Raw genomic sequence first — 26,303 nt, 5'->3', positions numbered from 1 at the left:
GCCCCTTCACGCCCCAATCCCCCGCAGCGTCTTGCGACCGCCGTTACTCAAGGCACGTGTACGCGAAGTCCACGCCACGCTGATCTTGCTCAAGATTCCGTGCCGACACAACCACCGTGCAACGTCGCTGCCCTGTGGGACATCGGAGGGCCTTTGCTCGGGGCACCTCGGCGCCCCGAGCCGAGGCGGGAGAGGGCTCAGGGGCGTGGCACGAAGTGGACCAGGATCCGGCCCGTGTTCGCCGTGTCGATCTCCACGCGGTCGTAGAGCTTCCTGATGTGCTTCTGGCCGAGGAACGCGAGGACGCGCCCCTTGAGCTGCCCGGTGCCCTTGCCGTGAATGATCTGCACGACGGGCTCCCCCGTGCGTTTCGCCTGGAAGACGACCTGCCGCAGCGAGAGTTCGATATCGCGGTTGTTCCGGAAGATCGGGTGCAAATCCAATGTCAGCAAGGTGCTACCTCCCGCTGTCGCCACCTGCGACGACCCGCTCCGAGTGTGTCATGCGACACCCTGCCAGGACCCCGATCTGGGCAGGTCCGAACGGATCGCGCCGAGTCCGGACCGGTCAACTCCACCAGTCGGCCTGACAGCGCTGCACAATGCACTGACATCGTCCTCGGCGACCGCTCCGCCCATCGCCGGACGGCAACCGCCGCGAGACCGAGCAGGACCGGCCGGGAGAGAGGCGCCATCTTGACCAGCCACGGCACCCGGGTTGCCGCACGCCGACTTCGTCAACCGGAAATCCCGGTGGCTCGGGGCCGGGCCGGTCGGTGGATCGGTGGGTGGTCTCGGGACAATCGTGGCCATGACCGACCGAATGTCCAATGCCGAGAACCGGATCACCAGGATCGAGGGGCTGTTGGAGAGCGGCGAGCGCGATGTGGTGCCCGCGTGGCGCAGGGCGACGCAGGGCGAGCCGCGGTGGGCGGTGACCGCCGTGATCCTGGTGGCGGTCGCCCTCCAGCTGATGCTGCCGCACCGGCTCGCCTTCCAGCCGTACTGGGCCCTGCCGGTCCTGGAGGTGGTGCTGCTGGCCGGCCTCATCGCCGGCAACCCCCGGCGGGTGGAGCCCCGTACCCGGTGGCTGCGGGTGCTGGGACTGGTGCTGATGGGGGTGATCAGCCTGGCCAACGGCTGGGCTGCGGTCCGGCTGGTGGCGGGGCTCGTGAACGGCACCGAGGGCCACGACGCCGGGCCGCTGCTGCTGACCGGCGGCGGCATCTGGCTGACGAACGTCATCGTGTTCGCCCTCTGGTACTGGGAGTGGGACCGCGGCGGACCGATGGCGCGGGTCCTCGGCCGGCACCAGTTCGCGGACTTCCTCTTCGTGCAGATGCAGAGTCCGGAGACCGCGGCGCCGGACTGGGAGCCGAGCTTTCTCGACTATCTGTACCTGTCCTTCACCAACTCCACCGCCTTCAGCCCGACCGACGTGATGCCGTTGTCGCACTGGGCCAAGATGCTGATGATGCTGCAGTCCTCGGTCTCGCTGGTGACGGTGGTCCTGGTGGTGGCACGGGCCGTCAACATCCTGCACTGACGGCACTGACGGCGCCGATGGCGCCGATGGCGCCGATGGCCCAGGCGGCCGGGCTGGCTTAGGTTCGTCTCCATGAGCGAAGACTCCTTGCGCCTGATCACGGTCGAGCGCACCGCGACCGGCCGCTTCACCGCGACGAACGCCCGTGGCGGCACGATCGCCTTCGGTACCGGCGACGGCACGGAATTCACCCCGGTCGAACTGCTGCTCGCCGCGATCGGGGGCTGTACGGCGGCGGACGTCGACGTGTCCACGAGCCGTCACGTGGCACCGACCGCCTTCACCGTCACCGTCAGCGGCCACAAGGTGGCCGACGAGGACGGCAACCGGATGACGGACCTCGCGGTCGCCTTCTCCGTCGCCTTCCCGGAGGGCGCGTCCGGCGACCGGGCCCGCGCGATCCTGCCCCGGGCGGTCGCCGTCTCCCACGACCGGTTGTGCACGGTCAGCCGCACGGTCGAGGCGGGGACGCCGGTGGCCGTGTCGGTGGAGGAGACCTGACGTCCGCCGCCGTGCGGGTCCCGGCCGCGTGGCGGTGACGCCGGCATGCCACCGCCGGACCTGCGCACAGCTGACGCCGTGACCTACGGGGCGAGGTGGCCGTCCAGTTCGGCGAGGTAGGTGTCCTTGACGGCGTCGGGCAGCCAGGCGATCTCGAACGCGTTGCGCTGGAGCTGTACGAGTTCCGCCCGGGTGAGCGGGGTGGCGGCCTGTACCGCGAGGAGGTTCTCGGTCACGTAGCCGTTCATGTAGGCGGGGTCGTCGGAGCTGACGGTGACCCGCAGTCCGGCGTCGAGGAGCTTGCGGACGGCGTCCTGCCAACTGGCGCCCCGCACATAGCCGTTGGAGACCGGGCACACGGTCAGGCCCAGGCCGCGCCGCCTGATCTCGTCCTGGAGTTCCTCGCTCTCCAGGCAGTTCACGCCGTGGTCGATGCGGTCCACGCCGATGACGTCCAGGCACTGGCGGATGTGCTCGACGGAGTTCTCCTGGTCCAGGTCGCAGTGCATCGTCAGCTGGTAGCCCTCGGCCCGGGCCCGGGCGAAGACGGCTGCGAACTTGGCCGGCGGGTTGTCCCGTTCGTCCGAGTCCAGTCCCACGCCGATGATCCAGTCCCGGTAGGGCAGGGACTCCATCAGCGTGGCCATGGCGAACTCGGCCGAGAAGTCGCGCAGGAAGCACATGATGAGCTGCGCCCGCACGTCGAGCAGCCGGCGCGCGTCCAGGACCGCCCGGCGCAGCCCGCGGATCACCGTGCCGAACTCGACGCCGCGGGAGGTGTGGGCCTGCGGGTCGAAGAAGACCTCCGCGTACCGGACGTTCTGCTCCTTCGCGCGGCTCAGATACGCCCACGCCAGGTCGTAGAAGTCGGTCTCGGTCAGCAGGACCGACATGCCCTCGTAGTAGACGGCCAGGAACGAGGGCAGGTCGTGGAAGGCGTAGCCGGCCCGCATCGCGGCCGCGTCGGCGTACGGCAGCGTGACGTTGTTGCGGGCGGCGAGGGCGAACTTCAGCTCCGGTTCCAGGGTGCCCTCGATGTGCACGTGCAGTTCGCACTTGGGCAGGTGCGAGATGAACTCGGTCAGGTCGGTCACAGGTCCTCCGTCGGGTTCACAGCCAGGTGACGAGTCCCGCCGGCGACAGGGCCCGCTCGACCGCGAGACAGCCTGCGCCGAGCATGCCGAGGTCGGCGTTGCGGGTGGTGGTCTCGATGCGGATGCGGCGGGTGGCCTGGGCGAGCGCCCGCTCGTAGACGACGCTGCGGATGCCGGCGAGCAGGTCGTCCTGGAGGATGGCGAAGGCACCGCCGATCACGATGAGTTCGGGGTTGTGGAAGCACACCATGGCGGCGAGGACCTCGCCGATGCGTTCGCCGGCCTCCCGCACGGCGCGCAGGGCGTGGGGTTCACCCTGCTGGGCGAGGCGTATCGCGTCCCACTTGGTCTCCGCCCGGAGTCCGTCGGCGCGCAGCCGGGCGGCGATGGCGGGACCGTTGACGACCGCGCCGAGGCAGCCCGAGTTGCCGCAGCCCCCGCAGAGCAGGTCCTCGTAGTCGGTGCCGCGCAGCCGGACGTGGGCGAGCTCCCCGGAGATGCCGTCGGCGCCGCGGTGGACGGTGCCGTTGCTGATGATGCCGCAGCCCAGTCCGGAGCCGACCTTGACGAAGACCATCTGGTCGACCGGTTCCGCGCGGGCGCGGTACTCGCCGAGTGCCATCAGGTTGGCGTCGTTGTCGACGAGGACGGGTGCCTCGCACACCCCGGAGAAGGTCTCCTGCGGCTTGACGCCCTCCCAGCCGGGGAGCATCACGGGCCGGATCGGCTGGGCCGTCTCGGCGTCCACCTGACCGGGGATGCCGATGCAGATCGCGCGCATGTCCGACCAGCGCCGGCCGAGTCCGGTGAGGAGGTCCTCCAGGCAGGTGAGGATGCCGGCCATCACGGGCTCCGGACCGTCGTCGGGAGTGAAGTCGACGTAGGCGTCGGCCAGCAGCCGCACCCCGAGGTCGAGCACACCGACCCGGCAGTGGGCGGCGACGACGTCCACGGCGGCGACGACGCCGGCGGCGGGATCGATGCCGAGTTCCACGGCGGGGCGTCCGCCGGTGGAGTCGCCGAGGCGGGTGCTCAGCAGGCCGCGCCGGACGAGGACGTCCAGGCGTTTGCTCACCGTGGTGCGTGACAGCCCGGTGAGGCGGGCCAGGTCGCTCTTGGACGAGGCGCGGCCGGTGGCGACGAGGGTGGCGAGCTCGCTGAGGTCCCGAAGGCCGGCGCGTGCCAGATGGTCCTCGTCGCGCGAGAAGGGCGGGAGGGTTTCGCCGGATCCGGCGAAAGTCGACGTCATGTACATCGCTCCGTTCACCGGTGGGCCACGTCCTGGACGGCTCGCAGGCTAGGCAGGCCGTCGTGCCGACGTCAATGGGGGCTTCCGTGCAGGTCACACCGTCCGGGTAACAGGGCGGCGTCGGACATGTTTTGCCGCAACTGCCATAAGTTCTGTCTTGTCTTCGCCTGGTACCGGAGTGATAGTTGCCGCACCGCGGAGCCCCGCGAAGGCCGCCACCCGGTCCCGGGCCCGCCCCACGAGAAAGACCTCTCGCTCGCGGTCCTCCGGTACCGCTCAGCCTTTTCCCGTAGGCCGCCTTCCCCGCGTTCCGGCTCCGCCCGGGGGCGTACTCACCGACCCCGACCGCCTGCGGCACCCCCCCCCGTGTCCACCAGAAAATCCCCTGATCTTCCAGGCAGGAGACCCGATGCAGGTCCCCGTCCGTGTCGGTGTGATCGGCTGCGGCAACATCTTCGGCCGCTACGCCACCGGCATGTCCCGTTTTCCCGGGCTGACGGCGGTCGCGGTCGCCGACGCCGATCCCGCCCGTGCCCAGGCGGCCGCTGCGTCCGCCGGTGTCGTCGCCTGCCCGGTGGACGAGCTGCTCGCCCGTCCGGACATCGACGTGGTCGTCAACATCACCCCGCCCACCGTGCACGCCTCGGTCAGCGAGCAGGTCCTGGCCGCGGGCAAGCACCTGTACACCGAGAAGCCGCTGGCGGACACGGTGGCCGCGGCCCGCGCGGGCCTGGCCGAGGCCGGCCGGCGGGGCCTGCTGTTCGGCGCCGCGCCCGACACGTTCATCTGGGCCGTCCCCGTCATCGGCCTCCTTGTCACCTCCTTCCGCACCACCGGTGACGTGGCGACCAGCGGCTGGTGGACCGCGTTCACCCACCCCGCCTTCACCCCCGAGAACTACGGGAACGCCGCCACCCTCATCGACCTGGCCGCCGCGGCGGGCAACAGCCTGTCGATCGCCGTCCCGGCCACCGTCGGCACCGTCACCGTCTCCGCGGCCGCCGCCTACGCGCTGGCCCGGATGCCGTTCCGCGGCCGGCTGCCGATCCTGCTGCTCGTCATCGCCCTGCAGGTCACCCCGCCGCAGCTCACCCTGGTCCCCGTGCTGCGGCTGTTCAACACCATCGGCCTGACCGGCAGCACCCCCGCGGTCTGGCTCTACCAGGTCGGCTTCACCCTCCCCTTCGGCGTCTTCCTCCTCCACGGCTTCTTCGCCTCGGTCCCCGCCGAGCTCCTGGAGGCCGCGGCCATCGACGGCGCCGGCGAGTTCACGATCTTCCGGCGGATCGTGCTGCCCACCGCCACCCCCGTCCTCGCCGCCCTGGCCATGCTCCAGTTCATCTGGTCCTGGAACGACCTCCTGACCCCCCTGCTGTTCCTGGGCGGCGGCAGCGCCGACGCCCCCTTCACCGTCCAGATCGCCGGCCTCCTGCAGACCACCGGCCAGGGCCAGGAGACCCTGGCGGCGGCCGCCCTCCTCTCCGTACTCCTCCCCCTCGCCGTCCTGCCCCTCCTCCAGCGCTACTTCATCCGCGGCATCCTCGGCGGGGCGGTCAAGGGCTGACATCCCGCTCGGCGCGAACTGTCACCGACTGATGGCCAAGGGGTTACCGTTCGACTCAACTCTCTTTCCCACAGGCCCAGTTGACACAGGATCACGCTAGCGTTCGACCTGCGGCCCCCAGCGGAGGGCCGTACGGCGGTCTGCTGGGGGTGAGCGTGGTGGGACGGAGACAGGCCCTGTCCGCGGCGGCGGTGACACTGCTGCTCGCGGGCTGCACGAACGGCGGGCAGGGCGACGACGGGGCGACACCGAAGGACTCGGCGGGAGCGACGACCGGGGGGAGTCCGAGCGCCTCGGGGGGCGCGAGTGCCTCCCCGGCCGCGTCGAGCGAGCCGTACACGCTGGCCGAGGCCGTCGCGCCGAGGACGCGGGCCGAGGCCGTGGCGTTCGTCCGCGGGCTCACCGTGCAGCCCGACTACTTCGGCAAGGGGTACCGCAGACGGGACCCGTACGAACTGGGGCCGACCAGCTGGGCCGTGCTCGGCGAGGACTGCTTATGGCGCCGCGAGGCGCTCCCGTCCACCGTGCTGGCCAGTCTGACCAGGTCGTTCGTCCGGCCGGGCACCGACGGCACGGGCGCGGTGTACGTGTCCCTCACCGTCACCGTGCACAGCTCGACGCGCCAGGCCCGCCGGGACATGGCGTCCTCGCTCAATGAGCCGCTGCGCTGCCCGCAGGAGCGGCTCAACGCGACCGACACCGTGCAGAAGATGGCTTCGCGCGGTGACCCCTTCAGCGAGCAGCGCAACGCCACCACCGACGACGACCTCACCGAGTTCGGCGAGTACGTCGTCGACGGTGAGACGAAGCCGCGCGGTTTCGACTGGTACAAGCACCGGCTCGGCCCGGTGACCGTGGCCGCGACCGTGCGGCACGCCGCCGGTGAGAGCGACGAGGAGCAGACCTCCGTCAGCGAGGACGCGCTGGGGGGCGTCGGCTATGTGACGGCGAGCGTGGACAACTACGGCCGGGCCCGGGCCTCCGCCACCCCGTCCGCCACCGCGTCCGTCAAGGTGAAGGGAGCGGGCGATGAGTGAGGCGCTGCGGCCGTCCGACCCGTCGGCGGTCGGGGGATTCAGGCTGCTGAGACGGCTCGGCGCCGGCGGTATGGGCGTGGTCTACCTGGGCCGTTCCGAGACGGGTGCGCTGGCCGCCGTGAAGGTGATCCGGGCCGAGGGCGCCGCCGACGACGGCTTCCGGGCCCGGTTCGCGCGGGAGGCGGAGCTTGCGGCCCGGGTCGACAGCCCCTGGGTGGTGCCGGTGCTCGGCGCGGATGCCACGGCCCGCGAGCCGTGGCTGGCGACCGGATTCGTGGCGGGTCCCTCGCTCGCGGAGGCGGTCGCCGCGCACGGACCGCTGCCGGCAGCCGCCGTACGCGTGCTGGGCTCGCTGCTCGGCGAGGCGCTGGCCGCCGTGCACGCGGCGGGACTCGTCCACCGGGACGTGAAGCCGGGCAATGTGCTGCTCGCCGTCGACGGCCCACGGCTGATCGACTTCGGCATCGCGCGGGCGGCCGACGACACCGCCCTGACCGCCTCCGGCATGGTGGTCGGCACCCCCGGTTTCCTCGCCCCCGAGCAGGCGCGCGGCGAGGCGGCCACAGCGGCGAGCGACGTCTTCGCGCTGGGCTGTGTGCTGGCGTACGCGAGCACGGGCCGCCCGCCGTTCGGCACCGGCGCCCCGGACGCGCTGCTCTATCGCACGGTGCACGACGAGCCCGACCTCGACGGCGTCACCGGCGAACTCCGCGAGACACTGGACGCCTGCCTCGCCAAGGACCCCGGCGAGCGGCCGGGCGCCGGCGAACTGCGGCTGCGGCCGGTCCAGGACCCGCGGGTGCGGCCGGTCGCCGACGCGGTGGAGTCGCCGTCGGCCTGGCTGCCGGACCCGGTTGCCCGCATGGTGGCGGCCCGCTCGGCGGAGAGCCTCGCCCTGCCGGACATCGAACCCACGGTGGTCGACGACCCCGGCACCGGGCAGCCGGCCCGCCCGTCCCGGCGGCGACTGCTGCTGGCCGGGGGCGCGCTGCTGCTGGCGGGCGGCGGTACCGGGGCGGCGCTCTGGGCGGCGGGACGCGACGACGGTTCAGGGCGGCAGACGGCGGCCCGGCCGTCGTACGTGCTCGGTGTGCAGGTGACGAAGAGCGGGGCGGCGGCGCCCCTGGCGCGGGCCTGTGAACGGGCCGCGCGGCTGGCCGTCGCCCAGCACAACGCGACCGCGGGCCGCGCCTTCGACCTGGGCGTACGGGTCGTCGACGACCACGGCACCCTCGCCGGGGCCACCGCGGCCGCCCACGAACTGGCCGCGGACCGCGCTGTCGTGGCCGTGCTCGGCCCGGTCACCGAGCTGACGCTGCTGGCGGCCGCGCGCGTCTACGCGTCGGCCAAGCTCACCCATATCACCAGCACCACCGGGCAGAACGACTACTACGTCTGGTCGCCGACCGTCACCTTCCAGACCGGGACGGGTGACCTGGCGGCGGGCACCGCGATCGCCCTGCACGCGCTGGTGAGCGGCCTGGCCGCCCCGGCGGGCGTCGTCATCGACCGCTCCGGGGGCTCCGTCGAGTACAACCAGGGCAAGCTCGTGGTCACCCAGTGGCGAAATCTCGGCCCCCAGGTGGTCCCGGACGTCGTCGCCGAGGACACCGACGACGCCCCGGCGGCCGTGGCCTCCGTCCTCTCCCGCGATGTCCACGACTTCGTGTACCTGGGCCCGCTGGAGGCGACGGTCCGGGCGGCGCGGCAACTGTCCGCGGCCGGCTTCACCGGCCCGCGCTGGATGTCCCATCTCCTGTACGGCTCCGACTTCCCGAAGCTCGCGGGCGCGGCGGGCGAGGGCTGGTTCGTGGTGACGCCCGCCGTCGACGCGAGCGCCCTGAGGACCAAGGCGGCCGAGCAGTTCACGGCGGCCTGGCGGAAGCGGTACGGCGGTGTCCCGGACCCGTACGGCGCCGAGGCGTACGACAGCGTCCAAATGGTGCTGCGCGAGTTCGCCCGGACCGTACCGTCCGGCGGTGGCCGACCCGACCGGCTCGCGCTCGCCCTACGGCTCCACAAGGCCACCTACCAGGGCATCGCGCGCGTTTACACCTTCAGCACCTACAACCAGTTCAACATCGACGTGCGGACCATGGGCCCTGAGACCTATGTCCACCAGGTGCGTGACGGGCGGTTCCGGCAGGTCGGACCGATCATGGCCAAGCAGACGAAGGGGTAGCGGACTTGGAGCGGCTCCAGGCCGCCGACCCCTCGTCCGTCGGCGGCCACCGGCTGGTGGGCCGGCTCGGGGCCGGCGGCATGGGCGTGGTGTACCTGGCCCGGTCGCCGCACGGTGCCTGGGTCGCGCTGAAGGTGATCCGCGAGGAGTACGCCGGGGACCCCGGCTTCCGGGCCCGCTTCCGCCGGGAGACGGAGCTGGCGTCCGGGCTCACCAGCCGCTGGACGGTACCGGTGCTCACGGCCGACGCGGACGCCCGCGCGCCCTGGCTGGCCACCGCCTACGTGCCCGGCCTGCCGCTGTCCGAGGCCCTCGCGCTGCGCGGCCCGTGGCCTCCCGGCCGGCTCCGTACCCTTGGCGCCGCCCTCACCGCGGCCCTGGACGACGTGCACCGGGCCGGTCTTGTCCACCGTGACGTGAAACCGGCGAACGTCCTGCTCGCCGCCGACGGACCGCGCCTGATCGACTTCGGCATCGCCCGCGCCGTGGGCGCTACGGCACTGACCACGGACGGCTCGGTCATCGGCTCCCCCGGCTATCTGTCGCCGGAACAGGCCCGCGGCAGGACCGTGGGAGCGCCCAGCGACGTCTTCTCCCTGGGGTGCGTACTCGCCCATACGGCCACCGGACGACCGCCGTTCGGCACCGGGGGCGCGGCGGCCGTCCTGTACCGCACGGTGCGCGAGGACCCGGACCTGACCGGCCTGCCCGAGGACCTCGCCCCGACGCTGCACGCCTGTCTGGCGAAGGAGCCGGGCGACCGGCCCACGGTGCCTCAACTGCGTTCCTTCTTCGGCGAGTTCAGTGCGGAGTCATGGCTGCCCGCGGGCCTGCCGGCCCTCGTCGCGGACCGGGCCGCGCGCGTCCTGGACCTCCCGGTGCCGGAGCCCACCGCCCTCTCCGAGGTGCCCTTCACCGACACCCCTCCTCCGACGTCCCGGCGGCGGCTGCTGATCGCGTCGGCGGCGGTCGGCGTCAGCGCGGTCGGAGGCGGCAGCGCCTGGTGGCGCTGGGGGCGGCCCGGGACACCCGGGGCCTCCAAGCGCCCGCTGCCGACCCGTACGATCGCGCTGCTCGGCGACCTGTCCACCGCCGTCGTCCAGGCCCAGGCGCGCGGGGCCCGGATGGCGGTCGCCGAACACAACGCCCGCTCCGACCGGGCCTTCGACCTGACCCTGCGCACGGCCGACGACCAGGGCACCGCGGCCGGTTCCGCCGCCGCGGCCGCCCGGCTCGTCGCCGCCCGCGAGGTGTACACGGTGATCGGGGCCGGCACCAACACGGCCGTGCCCGCCGCCGTGCCGGTGTGCACCGAGGCCGGGGTCTGCCTGCTGATCACCCGCGCCGACACGGACGCGCTCGACGTCACGAACGTCACCAGCTCCCTGATCCTGCGCTCCACCCGCACCCCGGGGCCCGGCTCCGTCCTGAGATACCTCAACCGGGTGGCACGGCCGGCCCGGACCGTCGTCGTGCACGACCTCACCGACGCCGACGAGGGCGAGGCCACCGTCCGGAGCGTCACCGTGTACGGGAATCTGACGGTGGGCACCGTCGAGGTGGCCGAGGTCGCCAAGGGGGCCGGCTTCACCGACGTGGCCCACGGCATCGCCGCCGACCCCGGCACGGCCGTCCTGTTCGCGGGCGGCCTCCCGGCCCGCGCCGCCGCCTGCGCCCAGGCCCTGACCGACACCGGGCACCGCGGATTCCGCGGCGGCGACGAACACGTCCTCGGCACGCCGTTCCTGAAGGCGGGCGTCGGCTGGTGGATCAGCACGGGGTACTGCGCCCCGGCCACCGACCCGAAGACCCGGACGTTCGCCGCCGCCTACCGCACCCGCTACCGCACGGCTCCGTCGCCGTGGGCGGCCGAGGCGTACGACGCCGTCGGCTACGCCGCCCAGGGCCTCGCCGCGCCCGGCAGCGACCAACGCGAGTCACTGCGCGCGGAGTTGATGCGCAAGCCCTGGCAGGGCATCACCCGCCGGTACAGCTACGAGAGCCAGAGCCAGTACCTGGAGACCGGCCAGGACGGGGGCTGGTTCCTCTACCGCGTCGAGGACGGCAGGGCCCGGTTCGTGGCCCGGTACGACGACATCGGAAAGAAGACGACGTAGGCCTTCGGGGCAGCCGCGAGCCCGGTCGTCCGGGGCAGCCACCGGCCTAGAGGTCGTCCGATGCGCCGAGGCCCGTCAGTGCGCCCACCGGGTCGAGGTCGGGGGTGCCTCTGGGCCACCAGTCGTCGTGGCCCGGCTCCGACTCGTAGGCGTACCACAGGCCGTCGCGGCCGAAGCGGAGCTGGAGTTGGCCGCCGGGGTGGGTGAGGTGGTTGCGCGACGGCCGGAAGGCCGGGAGGTCGGCGGCGAGCAGCAGCGGCCGGGCCCGGTCGAAGCGGCCAGCCGGCGGGTCCCAGGGCTCTTCCAGGACGGCCAGCCCCGCCGGGCCGCCCTGGCGCCAGGCGGCGACCGCGCGCGCCAGGTCGCCCGGGGTACGGCCCACGACGTCGGCGAGTGTGGCATAGAGGGCACGGGTGGATGCCGTGAGGCCGGAACCGGGGCGGGCCGCGGCGAGCCGTACCGCGTCCTGCCAGAGGGTGAGTTCGCCGACCGGGTCGTGTCCGGTGGTGAGCACGGCGTGAGCGCGGGCTGCCGCGTCGGTGGCCAGCTGGTCCAGCGCGAACGGGTCCGGGCCGCCGGGCACCCCCGGATACACCGGGGGCTGCTCGGGGTGCGCCGGGGCCGGCAACGGGGGCGGCAGCGGCGGCAGTTGACGCGGCACGAGGGCCTCGGTGGCCCGGACGCCCGGCAGCGAGACGGGCTGCCGCTCCCGGGCCGCGCGGGCGGCACTGCGCCGGGACAGCGCGTCGAGCACCTCGCGCTCCCCCCGGCCGCGCAGCAGGAGCAGCACGAACGGGTCGGCGTCCAGCAGCCTCGCGGTCTGGTAGCAGAGCGCGGCCGCGTGCTTGCAGGGGTGACCGAAGTCCGGGCAGCTGCACCGGGGTTCGAGCTCGCCGGGCCGCGGCAACAGCGGAACCCCACTGCCGGCGAGGGTCTGCGGCAGCTCCTTGTCGAGCAGCGCGGCGATGTCGGCGGGCCGGTCGGCGGCGGCCTCCAGCAGCCGCTCCCACTCGTCCTCGCCGAAGGTCCGCAGCCGCAGCTGCACGCGGTACGGCCGGGGCCGGCTCCCCTGCACATACGCCAGGACCAGTCCCGGGGTGACGGTGATGGCGTCCACATGCCCGCGCTCGGCGTAACCCCGCCCGCGCCCGAGCCGCTTGACGTCCAACGCGCCTTCTTCCAGCGCCCGCACCCAGGCTTTGCCCCACCAGGTCCCGGCGAAGCCGGAAGTGGCAGCGGGGTCGCGAGGCGGGAGGGAGGCGAAGGTGCGGCGGAGTTCGGTGTCGCGGTGGGGGGTGGCCATGGATCGGGGGAGGTGAGGGGTTGCGGTGGGTTCGGGGGCCGGGGGAACCGGCTCCGGGTGGTCGCCGGCAGCCACGGCGGCGGGTGCGGGCCGGACCTCGGGACCGGGCTCGGGCGTGTCCGGCTCCAGCCCGGGCGGGTCCGACTCCAGCCCGGGCGGGTCCGACTCCAGCCCGGGCGGGTCCGGCTCCGCCTCGGGGGCGTCCGGCTCGGCCTCGTCCCTCGGCATCCGGAACGCGGTCGTCAGGAACTGCTTCAGGTCCCGGGCGGTGCGGCCGCGAGCCGCGGACGCCGGGGCCGGGGAGGGCGCGGGCGATCGCCGTACCGCGCGAGGCGGGGACTGGTCCGCAGCCTCCGTCGCAGCGGCCTCCTCGGCCCGCCTCGCCTCGGCGCGCGCCGCCCGCAGCGCCGCCCGCGCGACGTCACCGGGGCGGCTGCCCGGCCGGACGGCAGCGGAGGCGCCGGTGTCGGCCTGGTCGCTCCGGTCGGCACCGGCACCGGCCTCGGGTTCCGCCTCGGAGTCGGGGTCGGGCTCGGGGTCGGCATCCCGCTGCTCCGCCTCCTTCGCGGCGGCGGCCACCCGCAGCGCCAGACGCGCGGCGTCCGCCGGCCTCGCTGCCCGCTCCGCGCGCTCCCCCGCTGCCGCACCCTCGTCTCCGGTCTCCGCCCCGCGCTCCCGTGCCGCCCGCAGCGCACGCCGTGCCGCGTCCCCGGGCCGCTGCTCGCCCTCGGCGCTCATGACGTCCTCCGCAACGACACCAGGTCGGACAGCTCGCGGTCCGTCAGTTCGGTCAGGGCGGACTCGCCGGAGCCCAGGATGGCGTCGGCGAGGGCCCGCTTCGACTCCAGCATCTCAGCGATGCGGTCCTCGACCGTGCCCTCGGTGACCAGGCGGTGGACCTGGACCGGCTGGGTCTGGCCGATGCGGTACGCGCGGTCGGTGGCCTGTTCCTCCACCGCCGGGTTCCACCAGCGGTCGAAGTGGACGACATGGCCGGCGCGGGTGAGGTTGAGGCCGGTGCCCGCGGCCTTCAGGGAGAGGACGAGGACAGGGGTCGCGCCGGCCTGGAAGCGGTCCACCATGCGCTCGCGCTCCGGCACCGGCGTGCCGCCGTGGAGAAGCTCGACGGGGACGGCGCGGGCCTGGAGGTGCGCGGTGATCAGGCGGGCCATGCCGACGTACTGCGTGAAGACGAGGGCCGAGCCGTCCTCGGCGAGCACGGTGTCCAACAGCTCGTCGAGCAGGGTGAGTTTGCCGGAGCGGGCGGCCAGACCCTCGATACGGGACTCCTCCTTGAGATAGAGCCCGGGGTGGTCGCAGATCTGCTTCAGGGCGCCGAGGAGCTTGAGCACCAGGCCGCGACGCGCGATGCCGTCCGCCGTCTCGATGGCGAGCAGCGACTCGCGCACCACCGCCTCGTACAGCGCGGCCTGCTCGCGGGTGAGCGGGACGGGGTGGTCGGTCTCCGTCTTCGGCGGGAGCTCGGGGACGATGCCCGGGTCGGACTTCTTGCGGCGCAGCAGGAACGGGCGGACCAGGCGGGCCAGCCGGGTCACCGCCTCCTCGTCCTCGCCGTTCTCGACGGCGCGCGCGTGCCGGGCGCGGAAGGCCTTGAGCGGGCCGAGGAGTCCGGGGGTGGTCCAGTCGAGGAGGGCCCAGAGTTCGGAGAGGTTGTTCTCCACGGGGGTGCCGGTGAGGGCCACGCGCGCGGGGGTCGGGATGGTGCGCAGTGCCTTGGCGGTGGCCGAGTAGGGGTTCTTGACGTGCTGTGCCTCGTCGGCGACGACCATGCTCCAGGGCTGTTCGGCGAGCCGGGTCGCGGTGGCGCGCATGGTGCCGTACGTGGTGAGGACGAAGCCGCCGGCGAGGCCGTCCAGGGTGCGGTCGGGGCCGTGGAAGCGGCGGACCGGGACGCCGGGCGCGAACCGGGCGATCTCCCGCTGCCAGTTGCCCAGCAGCGAGGCCGGGCAGACCACCAGGGTCGGCTCGGTGCGGGCCCGCTTCAGGTGCAGGGCGATGACGGTGATCGTCTTGCCGAGGCCCATGTCGTCGGCGAGGCAGCCGCCGAGGCCGAGGGAGGTCATCAGGTCGAGCCAGGCCAGACCGCGGAGCTGGTAGTCGCGCAGGGTGGCGTGCAGACCGGCGGGCGGCTCGGCCGGCCGGATGCCGGCCGTGAGGCGGTCGCGCAGGGCCGCGAGGAGGCCGACGGGGACCGCCTCGACGATCTCGCCGTCCACCTCGGCCTCGCCGGTGAGCGCCACGGAGAGCGCGTCGACCGGGTCGAGCAGGCCCAGTTCGCGCTTGCGCGCCTTGCGGACGAGGGCGGGGTCGACGAGCACCCAGCGGTCCCGCAGCCGTACGACCGGACGGTGGGCCTCCGCGAGGGCGTCCATCTCGGCGTCGCTGAGCGGATCGCCGCCGAGCGCCAGCTGCCAGCGGAACTGGAGCAGTTCCTCGCTCTCGAAGAAGCCCGTGCCGTCGGTGGCCGAGCCCGGTGCGGGCCGGACCACGGCCGCGGCGGTCAGGTCCTGTGCCAGGTCCCGGGGCCAGTGCACGGCGACCCCGGCCGCCGCGAGCCTGGTCGCCGCCACCCCGAGGAGCTCCCCCAACTCCTCCTCGGAGAGCGCGAGTACGTCCGGCACGTCCTGTTCCGCCAGCCGGTCCAGCGGCGGCCACACCCGCGCGGCCCGGCGTACGGCCAGCGCCGCGTCCACGCGCGCGCGGGGACCGAAGGCGGCGTCGGAGGCTCCCGACCACAGCGCGGCCGCGTCGGTCACCAGGGTCGGATCGGCCAGGCTGTGCACCTGGACGATCGCCGCGCCCGCGCGGGGCGCGCCTTCTCCGTCGTCGAACAGGTCGTACGCCGAAAGGTCCAGGCGCAGCGAGATCCGCACGCCCGCGTCCATGCCGGCGGCGACCTCCGCGGCCCACTCGTGGGCGTCGGGCAGCCGCTGGGCTTCGCGGGCGGCGAAGGGCCGGCCCGAGGTGTGCGGGGCGGCCGGGGTGCGGGGCAGGGTGTCGGCGACCGCGTCCAGGAAGGAGCGGACCAGCGCTTCCGGCTGGGGCAGCAGGAGCGGGCCGGGACCGGGCAGCGGGACGGCGTGGCCCTCGGCGGGCAGGGCGGCGGCCACCGCGCGCAGGTGGGCGATGTCGGCGGGCTCCAGGGGGCCGGCCCGCCAGGCGTCGTGGCCGGCCGGGGTGAGACCGGGCAGCAGCCGGCCGCGGGCGGCGAGCCGCAGTGCGTGCAGGGCGGCGGCGCCCCAGCAGGCGGTGGCGGGATGGGCGGCCGGGTCGCGGCGGGCCCGGACGAGCAGCGGGAGGGCGTCGGCGAGCGGCAGGGTGAGCGCGGGCACCTGTCGGCGGCGGACAGCGGCACCGTGCCGTCGTACGACCGTCAGCTCCTCGGTCGCGGCGGTGGGCAGCGGGTCCCCGGCGGGGTCCCAGAAGGCGATCCGGCCCTGGCGGGGGAGGTCGGCGGGCAGGTACACCGCCGCCAGGCGCACCGGTACGCCTGTGTCGGCCTCGGCCGTCGTGCCGCTCATACGTTCTGCCACCTCCCGCCCGCCTGTCGGATCAGACGTCTTCGACTGTACGGGCGGGGTCTGACAATCGGCCCCGGCGACCGGCCGGGGCAGCGCCTCACGGCACGGTGCGGGAGACGACGTAGATCATCGGGTAGTTGGGGTCGGCCGTGTTCACGACCACGTCCTGGGTGGGCGCCGGGTTCTTCTGCTTGTGCGTCAGACCCGACCAGGCGCCGGGGCCGGTGAACTTCCAGCCGGAGATCTTCTGGTCGCGGGAGCTGATGCTGATGTCGTTCTTCTTGAGCTCGTCCCGGTTGACGCCCATGCCCTCCAGGAAGCTGTCCAGTCCGGCGCTGTTGGTGCGGAACTGGACGTAGAGACGGCTGGTCTTCCAGTTGTTCGTCTCGTAGTAGGCGATCGTGTCGGCCGGGTGCGGGACCGGCACCTGGTAGAGGCGCCGCTGCACCTTCGACGGCCAGCCCGCGGTGAGGCCGGTCGCCGAGTACTTGGACTCCTTGTCCTTGCCGCTGTCACGGCTCTGGGCGGCGGAGATCACCAGATAGCCGGCCGGTACGCCGATGAGCAGCCCGATGATCAGCAGCGTCAGCGTCCTGCGCTTGGCCTTGTGCCCCGGGGTCTCGGGCGGGCGCTGCGGTTCCTCCGGGGACGCGGCCTGGCGGGGCAGTGCAGCGGTCATGCGGTGTCCCGGGTCCGGCGGGCCTCCGCGAACCGCTCGTAGCGCTCGTACCGCTCGACCCGGCGCCGCTTGGCGCGCCGGAACCGGCGGGCGACCAGGCGGGCGAGGTCGGCGGCCCCGACCATGCCGGCCTCGGGGCCCAGCTGGGCGCGCGCGATCCGGGCCTCGGGGCGGTAGCCGCGGCCGGTGAGCTGACGCTTGAACGCGTCCCGCGCGGGGCCGATCAGCAGGTCGTCGGCGGCGCTGACGCCGCCGCCGATCACGAAGCAGGACGGGTCGAGGGCGGCGGCGAGGTTGGCGATGCCGACGCCGAGCCATTGGCCGATGTCCTGGAGCAGCTCGATGCACATCGCGTCGCCCTCACGGGCCAGCTCGGTGATCATCGGGCCGGTGATCTCGTTGATGTTGCCCTTGACGTGCTCGATGATCCCGTACGCCACCGGGGAGTCGGCCGCCGCCAGCTCCCTGGCCTCGCGGACCAGCGCGTTGCCGGAGCTGTACTGCTCCCAGCAGCCGCGGTTGCCGCACGGGCAGCGGTGGCCGCCGGGCACCACCTGCATGTGGCCGAACTCGCCGGCGACGCCGTACTTGCCGCGCTTGACCTGGCCGTCCTCCAGGATCGCGCCGCCGATGCCGGTACCGAGCGTGATCATGACCAGGTGGTCCTCGCCGCGGCCGGCGCCGAACCGCCACTCCGCCCAGGCGGCGGCGTTGGCGTCGTTGTCGACCAGAACGGGGACGGCGAGCCGGCCGGCCAGGCGGTCGCGCAGCGGTTCGTTCCGCCAGGACAGGTGCGGGGCGAACAGCACGCGGTTGCGGTCGGCGTCGACCCAGCCGGCCGCGCCGATACCGACGGCGTGCACGTCGTGCCGGTCGGACAGGTCCAGGACCAGTTCGACGATCGTGTCCTCGACGACCTTCGGGCTCTTGGACTTGTCCGGGGTCTCCGTGCGGAGCTTCTCCAGGATGTTGCCGTCGGCGTCCACGACGCCCGCCATGACCTTGGTGCCGCCGATGTCGATACCGACCGTGGGCACCCGGGGTGCCGTCAGGTGGGAGCGGCGTTCCCGGGTGCCGACGGTCCGCAGGACCGGGGCTCGGCGGGAGCCGATGGGGGCGGTGAGGTCGCGGTAGGTGCTCATCGGGCTTGATTCTGCCGTACGCGTGCGGGTAGTGCCGTTCGGGGGAGATAAGGAACGGTTGCGGCGCGGTTGCCGGGTGCGGGTTGTACGTGGCTGGTCGCGCCCACGCGGCGGAGCCGCAAATGTCACAGCCCCGCGCCCCTTCCGGGGCGCTGCAGCTCATGGCGTAGAGAGCTCGGGGCGCCTCCGCCTGCAACCCGCCGAGTCAGCCCCCCCCACATCGGTCAGATTGTCCGGACATTACGACCAGAACGGCCGCATCCTCACGACCGCACAAGCAGCTGGAACTCGAAGGAGTAGCGGGTCGGCCGGTAGATGTGGTCGCCGAACTCGACGGCGCGGCCGGTGTCGTCGTACGTGGTGCGCTGCATGGTGAGCAGCGGGGCGCCCTCCGGCTCGGCGAGCCGCTCCGCCTCGGCGGCCGCGGCGCCGCGCGCGCCGATGGACTGACGGGCGCTGTGCAGGGTGATCCCGGCGGCCCGCATCAGCCGGTACAGGCCGGTCGCCTCCAGCTGGGCGGTGTCCAGGTCGAGCAGGCCGGGGGGCAGGTAGTTGGTCAGGTACGCCATCGGCTCGCCGTGCGCCAGCCGCAGCCGCTCGATCCGCTGCACCTCGGCGCCCTCGGCGACCCCGAGCGCGGCGGCGACCTCGGCGGACGCCGGGACGACGGTGTTGACCAGCACCTTCGTCGCCGGGCGCTGGCCGGCCGACTCCAGGTCGTCGTAGAGGCTGCTGAGTTCCAGCGGGCGCTTGACCTGGCTGTGCACGACCTGGGTGCCGACACCCCGACGGCGGACGAGCAGGCCCTTGTCCACGAGGGACTGGATGGCCTGGCGGACGGTCGGGCGGGACAGGCCGAGCCGCGCGGCGAGCTCGATCTCGTTGCCCAGCAGGCTGCCGGGGGTGAGCGAGCCGTGCTCGATGGCCGCTTCCAGCTGCTGGGCGAGCTGGAAGTACAACGGCACCGGGGAACTCCGGTCCACACTGAGGTCGAGCGTCACGGTCGGGTCCACATCTGGTTTCGGCACGGGGCCGAGCGTATCCCCGTGACGGGTTGACGGGAAGTTGTGTAGTTCGATTGTCCGGACATACGGATTGACAGCGCACGGGGTGCACCAGCACCTTGTTCCCATGCGCATCGGGGTCATCGGGACGGGCCGCATCGGCACCATTCACGCGAACACGCTCAGCCGTAATCGCGAGGTCGGATCGCTGATCCTCACGGACGTGGATCCCCGGCGGGCCCAGGATCTGGCGCACCGGCTCGGGGAGACGGCGGCGCCCGGGACGGACGAGATCTTCCAGTGGGGCGTGGACGCCGTGGTGATCACCGCCGCCACCTCGGCCCATGCCGATCTGATCGGCCGGGCGGCGCGCTCCGGTCTGCCGGTCTTCTGCGAGAAGCCGATCGCCCTCGACCTGCCGGGCACGCTGCATGCCCTGGCGGAGGTGGAGAAGGCCGGGACGGTGCTGCAGATGGGCTTCCAGCGGCGCTTCGACAAGGGGTACGTCGGTGCGCGGGAGGCGGTGCGCTCGGGCCGGCTCGGGCGGCTGCACACGGTACGGGCGCTGACCTCCGACCAGTCCCCGCCCCCGCCGGAGTGGCTGCCGCTGTCCGGCGGACTGTTCCGGGACACGTTAATCCACGACTTCGACGTACTGCGCTGGGTGACCGGCCGCGAGGTCGTCGACGTGTACGCGACCGGCTCGGACGCCGGGCCCGCGATGTTCCGCGAGGCCGGTGACGTGGACACGGGCGCGGCGGTGCTCACCCTGGACGACGGCACGCTGGCCACGGCCACCGCGACCCGGCTGAACGGCGCCGGTTACGACGTGCGGATGGAGCTGTCCGGGGAGCGGGACACGGTGGTGGTCGGCCTGGACGACCGTACGCCGGTGGCGTCGACCGAGCCGACCGGGCCGCCGCCCGCGGACAAGCCGTGGCCCGGCTTCCTGGAGCGGTTCGGGCCCGCCTACGAGGCCGAGCTGTGCGCCTTCGTCGACGTGGTGCGGGGCCAGCTGGCCAACCCCTGCGACGGGCGCGAGGCACTGCAGGCGCTGCGGATCGCGGAGGCCTGCGAGATCTCCCGGCACGAACACAGACCGGTGGCGCTCGCGGAGATCCCGGACCGGCTGGCCTGACCGCCTCACCGGGCCGGCCGGGCCGCGACCGTCCTCCTGAGCCCACCGTCCTCCCGGACCGGCCGTCCTCCCGGACCGGCCGTCCTTCGGATCCCACCGGCCTCCCGGGATGACCGCGGACCGCGCCTACCAGCGCACCGGGAGGCTGCGCACCCCTCGCATCAGGGTGCCCGGCAGCCACTCCCCGTGCGGGCCGTCCAGGGCGAGGCCCGGGGCGCGCTCCAGGAGGGTGCGCAGGGCCGTCCGGCCCTCCAGGCGGGCCAGGGGTGCGCCCAGGCAGTAGTGGATGCCGTGGCCGAAGGCGAGGTGGCCTCGGTGGTCGCGGCGGATGTCGAAGCGGTCGGGCTCGGGATAGCGGTCCGCGTCGCGGTCGGCGCCGGCGAGGCTGATCATCACGGGGTCGCCCCGGTCGATGGCGGTGCCGGCGATCTCCAGGGGCTCGGCGGCGTACCGGTACGTGGCGTTCTCCACCGGGCCCTCCCAGCGCAGGGTCTCCTCGACCGCGCCGTCCAGGAGGCTCATGTCGGCGCGCAGGGCGGCGAGTTGGTCCGGGTGGGTGAGCAGGGCGAGGACGCCGTTGCCGATGAGGTTGACGGTGGTCTCGTGGCCGGCGATCAGCAGGACGAAGGCCATGCCGCGCAGTTCCCCGACGGAGAGCCGGTCGCCGTCCTCGGCGGTGGTGCGGATCAGGTCGCTGAGCAGGTCGCCGCTCGGGCCGGCGCACCGCTTGTCCTCGATCAGCTCCGCCAGATAGTCGGCGAGCGCGGCGAAGGCGTCGTACTCGCTGCCCGGATCGCTGGGCGCGACCACCTCGTTGGACAGCTTCCGGAACCGCTCGCGGTCCAGCTCCGGGACGCCGAGCAGTTCGCTGATCACCGTGATCGGCAGCGGGTAGGCGAGGGCGTCGACGAGGTCGGCACGGCCGCGCGGGAGCATCTCGTCGAGCAGCCGGTCGGTGATCTCCTGGATTCTCGGCTCAAGACCGGCCACCCGGCGGGCGGTGAACGCGCGCGTGATGAGGCTGCGCAGCCTGGTGTGCTGGGGCGGGTCGGCGAGCAGCAGATACTTGCCGATCAGCTCCTCGTCGAGGAACTTGAAGCCGATCTTCTCGGTGTCCTTGACCAGTCTGGGGTCGGCGAGCGCCGCACGCGCCTCCTCGTAGCCCACGACCAGCCAGGTCTCGTGGTACTGGTCGGGAAGGGGCCACCGTACCCGGTGCACCGGGCCGCGCTCGCGCAGCCGCGCGTACACGGTGTGCGGGTCCGTGCGCAGACCGTCGCCGTACTCGCCGAGGTCGGTCACCTGCATGCTCAGCTCCCCCTTCAGGAGACCCCCGAGGCCGTCCCGTACCCGGAGAACGCACGGGCCGCCCCGCAGGTGCCCTATTCCTCCGGCAATCCCGCGTCGTACGCCAGCAGGGCGATCTGGACGCGGTTGTTGAGGCCGAGCTTGGCCAGGACGCGGGAGACGTGGGTCTTGACGGTGGCGACGCTCATGTAGAGGCCGGTGGCGATCTCGGCGTTGGCGAGGCCCCGGCCGACCGCGACGGCGACCTCGCGCTCGCGGTCGTTGAGGACGGCGAGCCGGTCACGCGCGCGTGCCTGCCGGGTGTCGGCCTGGCTGCCGGCCGCGTGCCGCATCAGCTGCCGGGTGACGGCGGGCGACAGCACCGGGTCGCCGGCCGCGACCCGGCGCACCGCGGCGACGATCTCGGCGGGCGGGGTGTCCTTGAGGACGAACCCGGCGGCTCCCGCGCGCAGGGCGTGCAGCACCTGTTCGTCGGCGTGGAAGGTGGTCAGGACGACGACCTGCGGGGCGTCGGCACGCGCGCGCAGCCGTTCGGTGGCGGCGAGCCCGTCCACGGACGGCATGCGGATGTCCATCAGGACGACATCCGGGTGGGTGCGGTCCACGAGCGCCTCGACCTCGTCGCCGTCGGCGCCCTCCCCGACGATCTCGATGTCCCCGGCCCCGCCCATCATGAGGGCCAGCCCCGCCCGCACCAGTGGATCGTCGTCGACGAGCAGCAGTCTGATCGCGGTCATGGCTCCTACGTAATCACGCGGGTACGGCATACAAGGTCGGTCGTTCTTCAGGCGGCGGGCCAGGGCAGCCAGGCCCGCACCTCGAAGCCGCCGTCGCCGGTGGCCCGGTGTTCCAGCCGCCCCCCGGCCAGCGTGGCGCGTTCGGTCAGGCCGATCAAGCCCTGGCCCGAGCCGGGGACGTGCGGGGCCTCCGTCGCGGGGGCGGGGTTGTGCACGGTGACGTCCAGGCCGCCGCCCTGGGCGCCGGTGACGCGGACGGTGACCTCGGCGCCGGGGGCGTGCTTGCGGGCGTTGGTGAGGCCCTCCTGGGCGATGCGGTAGGCGGTGCGGCCGACGGAGGCGGGGACGGCGGCCGGGTCGCCGACGTGGGTGGCGAGGACGACCTTCATGCCGGCCTGGCGGGACTCGGCGACCAGCGAGTCCAGGGCCGCGAGGGTCGGCTGCGGCCGCCCGCCCGCCTCGTCGCCGTCGGCGGCGCGCAGTACGCCGATGATCTCGCGCAGGTCCTGGAGTGCCTCGTGGGCGCTCTCCCGGATGACACCGGCCGCCCGGGCGATCTCCTCCTGGGGCGCGTCGGGCCGGAACTCCAGCGCCCCGGCGTGCACGCTGAGCAGGGTCAGCCGGTGGGCGAGGACGTCGTGCATCTCACGGGCGATGGCCTCCCGGGCCAGCCGCTGGGCCTGTTCGGCGCGCAGCCCGGCCTCGGTCTCGGCCCGCCGGGCCCGGTCGCGCAGGCTGACCATCAACTGCCGCTTGGAGCGCACGAACATGCCGAGGCTGATGACCAGCAGGGTGAACAGCACGACCAGGACGACGATGGCCAGGTAGGGCAGGTCGGGGTCGGGGCGCAGCCAGTAGAAGAGCGGGACCAGTGCGAGGTTGACGCCGGCGATCCAGGCGACGTACCGGAACGGGCGGTGCACGGCGAGCGTGAACAGCGCGACCATGGCGGCGCCGCCCGCGGTGTCGGAGGCGAAGCCGACCGGGATCATGGCGATGGCCAGGCCAGTCGGCCAGCGGCGGCGCAGCCAGACCGCGCCGCAGGCCAGACCGCCGATCAGCTGGTCGGCGACGGCGAGGCCGTGCGAGACGTTCGGGTCCTGGCGCATCGTGTTGGCGGCCGCCGCGCCGAGGACGACGGCCAGCAGGAAACAGCTGAAGTCGACGAGCCAGTCGCGCGCGGTTCGCCGGGGCCGCCGGCCGGCCGGGCCGGCGTCGGGGTCGAGTTCATGGATCACCGCGGAGGGGAAGAGCCACCGCCGCCCCTCGAACGTCCGTATGGAAAGGTCACCGCTCACGGTCGACAAATCTACGCACGACCGGCCCGCGACACGTACCCGAGCACGGGATCGTCGACCAAAGTTGCGCTCGCGTGGACTTTCGGTGTGCCACGCGCGCGTGCGGACAGTCTTCCGGCGGGCACGACTCGCCCCACGGCCGATGGCGTGGGGGGCGGCCGTGGGGCGAGGGTCGTAGCGTGAAACAGCTGCTTGAACTGCTCGGATTCGTCGCTCTGGTGCAGGGTGTGCTGGGCCTGCTGCACGAGTTCACCCACTGGCGGGTGGGCCTCCTGCAACGGCTCGGCTTCCTCGACGGCTACGGCGTCTACGCGAGCGTCGCGCTGATCGTGCTGGCGTGCGCGCTGTTCGCCGCCGCGGGGAGCCGGAGGTCCGGCTGAACGCGGACCGGGCCTCCGGCCGGTCGCGCCGTTCCTGGCGACCGACGTGCCGACGCCGACGTGCCGACGCCGACGTGCCGACGTCGACGTGCCGATATCGCTGAACCGACCCGGTCAGCGGTTCAGCAGTCGAAGTCGATCAGGTCGAACGTGACGTAGTGGTCCGCCGTGTAGTAGTCCTCCTCGTACTCCTGGCCGGTCACGATGCGCCGTGCGCCACGGGTGGAGGAACCGGGCGTCTTCACGGTGTACTCGTGGTAGTAGCCGCTGGACTGGCTCGGCAGGACGCCCTCCTGGTTGCGGAAGACGACCCCGTCCTGCGAGTACGGGAACGGACCGCCCGACGCGATCAGGTCGAGCGTGTCGTACGCCTGCGACGGCAGGTCGCTGTAGCAGATGCTGCCGACCGAGCTGGCAGCGGCGTCCGCGGTGGCGGCGGAGACGGTACCGCCGACGAGGAGGGCGGACAGCAGGGCACCGGCGGCGCCGATGCGGGTGATTCGTGGGGGGAATCTCATGGCTCCATGATGACGCGCGTAGAGTGTGGCATGTCAATGACAAGTCCGAAGAATTTCCCGTCGGGTCCCCCGAGTTTTCAGGGAATTAACCTGGGGCCCGCTGCCTCCACGGGCGGGCCCCGATCCGGGGAAAAGACCGGGGGCGGGCCGCTGGAGGTTGGCATCGGCGACCGGGCCGCTAGGCGCTCGCCTCGGCGATGTACGAGCCGTAGTCGGGACGGCCCGCGATGTCGTACGACTGGATGGAGACGCCCGCCGCGGTGACCCGCCCGCCGGTGTGCCGGAACTTCGTCGGCACGGCGCCCTCCTGGAAGAAGCGGCGGCCCGAGCCCAGCACGACGGGGAACGTCACCAGGTGGAGGGTGTCGAGCAGGCCGAGGTCCAGCAGGGAGCGGACCAGCGCGCCGCTGCCGTGCACCTGGAGCTCGCCGCCGGTGCGCTCTTCGATGGCCGTGACCTCCTTGGCGAGGTCTCCGGCGAGGACCGTGGTGCCGGACCAGCCGGGGTCGGTCAGGGTCGCGGACGGGACGTACTTCGGGAGTGCGTTGAGCTTGGCCGCGATCAGGTTGCCGGGGTCGGTGATCTTCGGCCAGTAGGACGCGAAAATGTCGTACGTACGGCGGCCGAGCAGGAAGGCGCCGGACCGCTCGAAGACCTCGACGACGAACCGGCCGAAATCCTCGTCGCCATAGGTGAAGCTCCAGCCGCCGTGGGTGAAGCCCCCACTGGGGTCCTCCTCGGGGCCGCCGGGCGCCTGGTAGACGCCGTCGAGGGTGACGAACATGGTGGAGACGAGCTTGCCCATGGCGGTGCCTGCTTCCCGGGGGTGCGGTCCGTTGTCGTCAGTTCAGACCCCTGGGGCACCGGCAACTCATCGGTCGGCGGGTCTCCGGCGCGCCCTCACCCCGCGTGCGTCGAGAACAGTCCGCCGGTCGGGCCCTGCTTGTCACCGCCCTGCGCCTTCTTCAGCGCGTTGGCGAGGCTCTCGATGGTGAGCGACTGGAGGATCACCCGGCCGTTGCCCTCCAGGGTGGCGAGGGAGAGGCCCTCACCGCCGAAGACGGCGTTCATGAGGCCCTGGCGGTTGAGGCCGCCGACGCGCTGGACGCCGTACTGGATGCCCTCCTCGAAGGCGACGACGCAGCCCGTGTCGACCTCGATACGGCCGCCGAAGTCGGCGGGGTTCAGGTCGATGAAGTTGCCCGCGCCGGCGATGATCACCGTGCCGTGGCCGGTGAACTTCTCCAGGATGAAGCCCTCGCCGCCGCTCATTCCGGTGCGGCCGCCGGAGAAGGCGATGCCGAACTCGACGGTGGACTCGGCGGCGACGAAGGCGTCCTTCTCGGCGAACCACGCGCGCGTGCCGTTCAGCTCCAGGGCGCGCATCTCGCCCGGGAGCACGCCCGCGAAGCCGACGGTGCCCTCGCCGCCCTGGGAGGTGAAGTACTGGAACGCCAGCGACTCGCCGGCGAGCATGCGCTGGCCGACCTGCATGGCGGTGCCCATGGCCTGGCGCAGCATGCCGCCCATGCCGCCACCGCCGCCCTGCGACTGGCCGCCGTTGCCCGACGGGCCGCTCAGCCGGGTCTCCATGGTCACGTTCGTCGTCTTGAACAGGAACTTGCCGGCCTCGCAGTAGACGGTCTGGCCGGGGTGCAGGTTGACGACCGCCATCTGCATGGCGTTGCCGACGATTTCTTGCTGAAGGGTCACGAGAGAAGAACGTAGCGGGCAGGACGCGGGTTCCATAGGCCCGCCCGCCCGGGCCGGCCGAGCCTCGGGGAGCTTCGTTCACCTCTAGGGCACCTTCAGTTCTCCTCGAATTGACCTGTAATTCTCAGCGCCTTCTCACATGCCGACTGTTTCGTGTCAGCCGACCGGGCCGCACGACGAGGGAGGCGCGCGGGACGCGAGGACACACGACCCCCTCCCCCGCACCTGCCTGTGAGCCCGACACACCCCCAT

22 protein-coding genes are annotated in these 26,303 nt (G+C 73.1%); 8 read left to right on the top strand and 14 right to left on the bottom strand.

The annotated features are described in order from the left end of the window. Nucleotides 1–197 precede the first annotated feature (197 nt). Nucleotides 198–452, bottom strand: coding sequence for a Smr/MutS family protein (locus ACFWPS_RS01120; RefSeq protein ID WP_383699487.1), 255 nt, complete (start codon nucleotides 450–452; stop codon nucleotides 198–200). 358 nt (nucleotides 453–810) lie between these two features. On the opposite strand from ACFWPS_RS01120, the gene ACFWPS_RS01115 reads away from it, so the two are divergent. Both ACFWPS_RS01115 and ACFWPS_RS01110 read left to right on the top strand, forming a co-directional pair. Continuing rightward, the gene (locus ACFWPS_RS01115) at nucleotides 811–1,545 is read left to right on the top strand and encodes a hypothetical protein (RefSeq protein ID WP_383699485.1); all 735 of its coding nucleotides are present in this window, start codon (nucleotides 811–813) and stop codon (nucleotides 1,543–1,545) included. A gap of 72 nt (nucleotides 1,546–1,617) precedes the next feature. After that, entirely contained in the window at nucleotides 1,618–2,046 is a 429-nt protein-coding gene (locus ACFWPS_RS01110) for an OsmC family protein (RefSeq protein ID WP_383699483.1), read from the top strand. An 83-nt stretch (nucleotides 2,047–2,129) separates the two neighbouring features. Here ACFWPS_RS01110 and add read toward each other — a convergent pair whose 3' ends face one another. Together add and ACFWPS_RS01100 are read right to left on the bottom strand one after the other, a co-directional pair. After that, entirely contained in the window at nucleotides 2,130–3,140 is a 1,011-nt protein-coding gene (gene add / locus ACFWPS_RS01105) for an adenosine deaminase (protein WP_383699481.1), read from the bottom strand. A gap of 16 nt (nucleotides 3,141–3,156) precedes the next feature. Further along, nucleotides 3,157–4,389 carry an ROK family protein gene (locus tag ACFWPS_RS01100; protein WP_383699479.1) on the bottom strand — a complete coding sequence of 411 codons (1,233 nt, stop codon included), beginning with the start codon at nucleotides 4,387–4,389 and terminating at the stop codon, nucleotides 3,157–3,159. A 409-nt stretch (nucleotides 4,390–4,798) separates the two neighbouring features. Here ACFWPS_RS01100 and ACFWPS_RS01095 point away from each other — a divergent pair, with 409 nt between their 5' ends. The 4 genes from ACFWPS_RS01095 to ACFWPS_RS01080 all read left to right on the top strand — a co-directional run bounded on the left by ACFWPS_RS01095 (nucleotide 4,799) and on the right by ACFWPS_RS01080 (nucleotide 11,289). Then, nucleotides 4,799–5,953, top strand: a complete 1,155-nt coding sequence (locus tag ACFWPS_RS01095; RefSeq protein WP_383699477.1) for a Gfo/Idh/MocA family oxidoreductase — start codon at nucleotides 4,799–4,801, stop codon at nucleotides 5,951–5,953. Between the two features lie 158 nt (nucleotides 5,954–6,111). Then, complete coding sequence (locus ACFWPS_RS01090) at nucleotides 6,112–6,990, top strand: hypothetical protein (RefSeq protein WP_383699475.1); 879 nt, start codon at nucleotides 6,112–6,114, stop codon at nucleotides 6,988–6,990. Further along, nucleotides 6,983–9,172: a bifunctional serine/threonine-protein kinase/ABC transporter substrate-binding protein gene (locus ACFWPS_RS01085; protein ID WP_383699473.1), complete on the top strand. Its 2,190-nt coding sequence runs from the start codon at nucleotides 6,983–6,985 to the stop codon at nucleotides 9,170–9,172. Before ACFWPS_RS01090 ends, ACFWPS_RS01085 begins: the two co-directional genes overlap by 8 nt. 5 nt (nucleotides 9,173–9,177) lie before the next feature. Then, nucleotides 9,178–11,289, top strand: a complete 2,112-nt coding sequence (locus ACFWPS_RS01080; RefSeq protein ID WP_383699472.1) for a bifunctional serine/threonine-protein kinase/ABC transporter substrate-binding protein — start codon at nucleotides 9,178–9,180, stop codon at nucleotides 11,287–11,289. Between the two features lie 46 nt (nucleotides 11,290–11,335). On the opposite strand, the gene ACFWPS_RS01075 is transcribed toward ACFWPS_RS01080, so the two are convergent. The 5 genes from ACFWPS_RS01075 to ACFWPS_RS01055 form a co-directional block, all read right to left on the bottom strand. Beyond that, nucleotides 11,336–13,330: an SWIM zinc finger family protein gene (locus ACFWPS_RS01075; RefSeq protein ID WP_383699470.1), complete on the bottom strand. Its 1,995-nt coding sequence runs from the start codon at nucleotides 13,328–13,330 to the stop codon at nucleotides 11,336–11,338. Then, nucleotides 13,327–16,134, bottom strand: coding sequence for an SNF2-related protein (locus ACFWPS_RS01070; RefSeq protein WP_383699468.1), 2,808 nt, complete (start codon nucleotides 16,132–16,134; stop codon nucleotides 13,327–13,329). The genes ACFWPS_RS01075 and ACFWPS_RS01070 overlap by 4 nt, the downstream gene beginning before the upstream one ends. A gap of 97 nt (nucleotides 16,135–16,231) precedes the next feature. Beyond that, a complete protein-coding gene (locus ACFWPS_RS01065; protein WP_383699466.1) occupies nucleotides 16,232–16,813 on the bottom strand; it encodes a sugar kinase in 582 nt (193 codons plus the stop codon). Then, complete coding sequence (locus tag ACFWPS_RS01060) at nucleotides 16,810–17,955, bottom strand: ROK family glucokinase (protein ID WP_383699464.1); 1,146 nt, start codon at nucleotides 17,953–17,955, stop codon at nucleotides 16,810–16,812. Before ACFWPS_RS01060 ends, ACFWPS_RS01065 begins: the two co-directional genes overlap by 4 nt. A gap of 263 nt (nucleotides 17,956–18,218) precedes the next feature. After that, entirely contained in the window at nucleotides 18,219–18,956 is a 738-nt protein-coding gene (locus ACFWPS_RS01055; RefSeq protein WP_383699793.1) for a GntR family transcriptional regulator, read from the bottom strand. A 130-nt stretch (nucleotides 18,957–19,086) separates the two neighbouring features. Here ACFWPS_RS01055 and ACFWPS_RS01050 point away from each other — a divergent pair, with 130 nt between their 5' ends. Continuing rightward, nucleotides 19,087–20,097, top strand: a complete 1,011-nt coding sequence (locus ACFWPS_RS01050; protein WP_383699462.1) for a Gfo/Idh/MocA family oxidoreductase — start codon at nucleotides 19,087–19,089, stop codon at nucleotides 20,095–20,097. Nucleotides 20,098–20,223: 126 nt separating this feature from the next. Here ACFWPS_RS01050 and ACFWPS_RS01045 read toward each other — a convergent pair whose 3' ends face one another. From ACFWPS_RS01045 to ACFWPS_RS01035, 3 genes are all read right to left on the bottom strand, one after another. After that, complete coding sequence (locus ACFWPS_RS01045) at nucleotides 20,224–21,405, bottom strand: cytochrome P450 (protein WP_383699460.1); 1,182 nt, start codon at nucleotides 21,403–21,405, stop codon at nucleotides 20,224–20,226. 74 nt (nucleotides 21,406–21,479) lie between these two features. Next, the gene (locus ACFWPS_RS01040) at nucleotides 21,480–22,142 is read right to left on the bottom strand and encodes a response regulator (RefSeq protein ID WP_383699458.1); all 663 of its coding nucleotides are present in this window, start codon (nucleotides 22,140–22,142) and stop codon (nucleotides 21,480–21,482) included. A gap of 47 nt (nucleotides 22,143–22,189) precedes the next feature. Beyond that, a complete protein-coding gene (locus ACFWPS_RS01035) occupies nucleotides 22,190–23,449 on the bottom strand; it encodes a histidine kinase (RefSeq protein WP_383699456.1) in 1,260 nt (419 codons plus the stop codon). Nucleotides 23,450–23,619: 170 nt separating this feature from the next. On the opposite strand from ACFWPS_RS01035, the gene ACFWPS_RS01030 reads away from it, so the two are divergent. Continuing rightward, nucleotides 23,620–23,820, top strand: coding sequence for a hypothetical protein (locus ACFWPS_RS01030; protein ID WP_383699454.1), 201 nt, complete (start codon nucleotides 23,620–23,622; stop codon nucleotides 23,818–23,820). Nucleotides 23,821–23,942: 122 nt separating this feature from the next. On the opposite strand, the gene ACFWPS_RS01025 is transcribed toward ACFWPS_RS01030, so the two are convergent. The 3 genes from ACFWPS_RS01025 to ACFWPS_RS01015 all read right to left on the bottom strand — a co-directional run bounded on the left by ACFWPS_RS01025 (nucleotide 23,943) and on the right by ACFWPS_RS01015 (nucleotide 26,051). Then, the gene (locus ACFWPS_RS01025) at nucleotides 23,943–24,338 is read right to left on the bottom strand and encodes a ribonuclease domain-containing protein (protein ID WP_383699452.1); all 396 of its coding nucleotides are present in this window, start codon (nucleotides 24,336–24,338) and stop codon (nucleotides 23,943–23,945) included. Nucleotides 24,339–24,516: 178 nt separating this feature from the next. Beyond that, nucleotides 24,517–25,143, bottom strand: a complete 627-nt coding sequence (locus ACFWPS_RS01020; RefSeq protein ID WP_383699450.1) for a dihydrofolate reductase family protein — start codon at nucleotides 25,141–25,143, stop codon at nucleotides 24,517–24,519. A 95-nt stretch (nucleotides 25,144–25,238) separates the two neighbouring features. Continuing rightward, on the bottom strand, nucleotides 25,239–26,051 hold the full coding sequence (locus tag ACFWPS_RS01015; RefSeq protein WP_350783607.1) for an AIM24 family protein: 813 nt from the start codon (nucleotides 26,049–26,051) through the stop codon (nucleotides 25,239–25,241). Between the last annotated feature and the right edge of the window lie 252 nt (nucleotides 26,052–26,303).

The sequence above is a fragment of the Streptomyces sp. NPDC058457 genome (assembly GCF_042720695.1).
Taxonomy (GTDB): Bacteria; Actinomycetota; Actinomycetes; order Streptomycetales; family Streptomycetaceae; genus Streptomyces.
Note: the sequence above shows the minus strand (reverse complement) of the source record. Positions and strands in the feature narration are given on the sequence as shown.